7 protein-coding genes are annotated in these 3,748 nt (G+C 55.5%); 5 read left to right on the plus strand and 2 right to left on the minus strand.

Annotated features, from left to right (window positions below):
* The 3 genes from SMC5_RS10350 to SMC5_RS10360 form a co-directional block, all read left to right on the plus strand.
* Window positions 1-435 (plus strand): hypothetical protein (locus SMC5_RS10350; protein ID WP_207799234.1); only part of this gene is annotated, 435 nt, incomplete at its 5' end.
* Window positions 432-974: a permease gene (locus tag SMC5_RS10355; protein ID WP_119120617.1), complete on the plus strand. Its 543-nt coding sequence runs from the start codon at window positions 432-434 to the stop codon at window positions 972-974. The genes SMC5_RS10350 and SMC5_RS10355, both read left to right, overlap by 4 nt.
* Before the next feature lie 33 nt (window positions 975-1,007).
* Entirely contained in the window at window positions 1,008-1,391 is a 384-nt protein-coding gene (locus SMC5_RS10360; protein ID WP_119120618.1) for a putative zinc-binding protein, read from the plus strand.
* A gap of 161 nt (window positions 1,392-1,552) precedes the next feature.
* On the opposite strand, the gene arsB is transcribed toward SMC5_RS10360, so the two are convergent.
* Window positions 1,553-2,653 carry an ACR3 family arsenite efflux transporter gene (gene arsB / locus SMC5_RS10365; protein ID WP_119120619.1) on the minus strand — a complete coding sequence of 367 codons (1,101 nt, stop codon included), beginning with the start codon at window positions 2,651-2,653 and terminating at the stop codon, window positions 1,553-1,555.
* 63 nt (window positions 2,654-2,716) lie between these two features.
* A complete protein-coding gene (locus tag SMC5_RS10370; RefSeq protein ID WP_119120620.1) occupies window positions 2,717-3,106 on the minus strand; it encodes an ArsR/SmtB family transcription factor in 390 nt (129 codons plus the stop codon).
* Between the two features lie 163 nt (window positions 3,107-3,269).
* Here SMC5_RS10370 and SMC5_RS10375 point away from each other — a divergent pair, with 163 nt between their 5' ends.
* A complete protein-coding gene (locus SMC5_RS10375; protein WP_119120621.1) occupies window positions 3,270-3,596 on the plus strand; it encodes an ArsR/SmtB family transcription factor in 327 nt (108 codons plus the stop codon).
* 8 nt (window positions 3,597-3,604) lie between these two features.
* Window positions 3,605-3,748 (plus strand): thioredoxin family protein (locus SMC5_RS11850; RefSeq protein WP_133299214.1); only part of this gene is annotated, 144 nt, incomplete at its 3' end.

The raw sequence follows: 3,748 nt of genomic DNA on the forward strand, positions 1-3,748 counted from the left end.
TCAATGATCAGAGACAGGGCCAAGACAAAGAAAGCCCTAATGAAGGGACTCAAGGCGTTTGAGGGCATCCTGTCGCAGTTCCTGATTGTTTTGATGCTTGTCGCGATCGTTCTGGCTGTGTTCGATCCTGCCACAATCTCGCGGCTGCTCGGTGCCGGCTCGGGTTTTATGGGAATCATGATTGCCTCACTTGTCGGGGCTATCACACTCATTCCTGGATTTGTGGCGTTCCCCGCAGCGGCCGAACTGCTTCGGAACGGTGCTGGAGTAACACAGATAGCGGCGTTTGTATCCTCGCTCATGATGGTCGGCATTGTGACCCTGCCTCTGGAAATCAGGTACTTTGGTAAGAAGGCTGCCATCGGCCGCAACACCCTTGCCTTTGCGTTTTCCATTGTCGCAGCGCTGTTTGTCGGATGGATGGTGGCAAGATGACGTTCAGGAGTCTGCTGAAGAAGTATCGGGCCACTCTCGTGATGGTGGTCCTCTTCGTTGTCTTCCTGTTTCTGTTTCCCTCCAAGGCTGGACGGGCAGAGAAGTCTCTCCTTGACCAACTGAAGACTATGCTTCTCGTGATGCCTCCGATCTTCGTCCTGCTGGGGCTGCTGGATGTCTGGGTTCCACGAGAGATGCTCATCAGGTATATGGGCAAAGGGTCTGGAGTGAAAGGGACAGCACTTGGCATTGTCCTTGGTGCTGTTGCCGCTGGACCTCTGTACGGCGCTTTTCCGGTGGCCGCCGTCCTCATGGACAAAGGGGCCAGTTTCATGAACGTGCTCGTGTTTATCGGAGCGTGGTCCACCCTGAAGATCCCGATGTTTCTGTTCGAGATGCAGTCGCTTGGGGCGCGTTTTGCGGTCGCGCGGTTCCTTGTCGATGTCCCCGGCATCTTCCTCATTGCATTCATTTTGAACAAGTTACTGACCGCGGAGGACGTTGAGAAGATCTACTCTGCGTCGCACGATGCCAAGTGATTCTCTGCAATTCTGTCCAGGGAGGCTACTACTATGGAAAGCTCTTGCACATCTGGTTCAAAGGTTCTTCTTTACTCCTGTTCTGGCGCTGCGAATACGGGGTATCTTGCCGATCAGATTGCCCGAAAGCTCTTTGCTGACGGGGTAGGAAAGATGACGTGCCTGGCAGCTGTGGGAGCCGGCAACTCCGGATACATCGAGGCTGCACGCACTGCCGACCTGGCAGTCGTGATCGATGGTTGCCCCGTATCGTGTGGCGAGCAGATCATGGATAAGCTTGGTATCCGCCACGTGCATGTTTCGACGACGGACTTTGGTATCGAAAAGAGCAAGACCGCTATCACGGCCGAGGTCATCGACAATGTCACTGAGAAAGTCCGGACACTCATCTGCGAAAAACTGAAACCTGTCGAGTAGAGAGCTGAGTCCAAGTCGAACGTGTTGACTGTCGTAGAGCTCTTGGCGTGATGAGTTAGCTCCTGGCTCGGAGAGGAAGTCTCGTCTAGTCGTCTCGTTGTAGTGACGGTCAGCCCCACCTGACTGGGGTGGGGCTGACCGATGATTGGGACGAATGGTACCTATGCGCCTTTCAACTCAGTTGGGCAGACCGCACCATCGCGGCACTCGTCACTAGTGCGAGGGTCCGGGAACCAGTGTCTGGTTTTCTTGGCAAAGGAGACCAGCGTCAGCATGACGGGTACCTCGGTCAGCACGCCGACCGTCGTAGCAAGCGCGGCGCCGGAGTTGATGCCCCAGAGGGAGATCGCGACGGCGACAGCCAGCTCGAAGAAGTTGCTGGCGCCGATCATGGCCGCAGGGGCGGCGATACGGTAAGGAACCTTTACAGCTTTGCACATGCCGTACCCGATGGCAAAGATGAGATAGGTCTGCAGGATCAGGGGAACGGCAATCAGCAGAATGTTGACCCAATTGGTGGCGATGGTCTTTCCCTGGAAGGAGAAAATGACGAGCAATGTCGCCATCAGAGCGATGACGGTGACAGGGTTCCACTTCGGAAGGAAGACTGTGTCGTACCATGTCTTGCCGCGACGCCGGATGAGCATGATTCTCGTGAGAGCTCCACCAACGAGTGGGACGACGACGAAGAGGCCGACGGACAGGAACAGCGTGGCATAGGGGACCTTGATATTGCCGACGCCGAGCAACAGCGCGACGATGGGGACGAACAGGACCAGGATGACCAGGTCGTTGACGGCAACCTGGACAAGCGTGTGTGCGGCGTCGCCGCCGGCGAGGTAACTCCACACGAAGACCATGGCGGTGCAGGGCGCAGCGCCCAGCAACACGGCGCCTGCTATGTACTGCTGGATCTGGTCGGGCGTAAGGATGTGGCCATAGGCTCCCTTGAAAAACCAGATGGCCAGCAGGAACATCGTGAACGGCTTGATGGCCCAGTTGACGATTAGCGTGATCAGCAGACCCTTTGGGTTCCTGCCGACGCGCATGATGCTGCCGAAGTCGATCTGCAGCATCATGGGATAGATCATGAGCCAGATGAGCACGGCTACCGGCAGAGAGATGCTGTAGACAGTCATTTTGTCGAGAGCGCTTATCACTCCTGGCAGGAGACGGCCCAGAATGATGCCGGCGACCATGGCCACCACCACCCACAGACTCATGTACTTCTGAAAGAAGCCCAGACCAACTTTTCGTTCCATTTTGACCTCCATTGATGCAGAATGTTGTTGAGTGATGAAGACACTGCTGTGTCTTGAATAATGCTACTTCGGTTTCTGTTTGCCCGCCCTGGCGTTTCGCCGTTGCTCCTGTCTCAGCGTACAGACATCAGCGGGCAATCGTTCCAGCGCAAGCAGGTCTCCGGGATACTGTGCAGTGACCTGCTGCATAACGGCGCCGAGGAAGCGCGAGATATCCGCCGGCAGGGTCCTGACCAGCGCATAGTGGGTCCAGTAGCTTTGCCGGTTGGACGTGACGAGACCACTGGACACAAGCAACTTGAGATGACCCGAGATGTTGGCCTGCGACTGACCCAGTGTTTCTGTCAGTTCACAGACACACAGATCCCGTCGTTCGAGCAAAACGGCAATTCGGGCGCGTGTCGTGTCGCCTAGTGCTCGTGCTATGGACATTGCATCAACTGTATCGGTCATATGCGATATAGTGTACGAGGAGGCCAGCGTCTGTCAAGTGGGTTCCGCAAACCCGGCGTCTGCGTCGGTTTCGGGACATTCACATCATCTTGTGTTCGGGTCTTGACAAAGCAATGCTTCCACATAACATATCAATGTAGATTGAATCAATGGGAGTTGTGACATGGATGAACGGGTGCCTGCATGCGGGACACAGAACATAGTTGCCGATTGGAACTCGGAATGCGAAGAGCAGGCGAAGCTGGTGTCGGTTCTACTGGAGCCGCAACGGATCAAGGTCCTCAGACTTCTGCGTGGCGGAGAGCTGTGCGTCTGCGAGATCGAGCGTTCGCTTGGCATTCCACAGAATCTTGTTTCGCATCACTTGAGGGTTCTGCGAGAGATGGGACTTGTCGCTGCTCGCAAGGAAGGTCAATTCGTACACTACTCACGAGTCGAAGATCGTATTCACGAACTGATGCAGGCTCTGAAAGAGTTGCTGTCAAACTAGGAGGAATCATGCGAATCGAAATTCTGGGTTCTGGTTGTGCGCGCTGTCACGGGCTCAAGGACAATGTTCGCAAGGCGCTGACAATGCTCGGCAAGGACGCTGAGGTCGTGGACGTAACTGACATGCAGCAGATCATGGCGTATGGTGTCATG

It is taken from the genome of Candidatus Cryosericum odellii (assembly GCF_003570935.1).
Lineage (GTDB): Bacteria > Caldisericota > Caldisericia > Cryosericales > Cryosericaceae > Cryosericum > Cryosericum odellii.

Excerpts from the sequence above, each read along its gene's own strand:
- SMC5_RS10355 (WP_119120617.1), top strand. The coding sequence starts at position 432 with ATGACGTTCAGGAGTCTGCTGAAGAAGTATCGGGCCACTCTCGTGATG.
- SMC5_RS10360 (WP_119120618.1), top strand. The coding sequence starts at position 1,008 with ATGGAAAGCTCTTGCACATCTGGTTCAAAGGTTCTTCTTTACTCCTGT.
- arsB (WP_119120619.1), bottom strand. The coding sequence starts at position 2,653 with ATGGAACGAAAAGTTGGTCTGGGCTTCTTTCAGAAGTACATGAGTCTG.
- SMC5_RS10370 (WP_119120620.1), bottom strand. The coding sequence starts at position 3,106 with ATGACCGATACAGTTGATGCAATGTCCATAGCACGAGCACTAGGCGAC.
- SMC5_RS10375 (WP_119120621.1), top strand. The coding sequence starts at position 3,270 with ATGGATGAACGGGTGCCTGCATGCGGGACACAGAACATAGTTGCCGAT.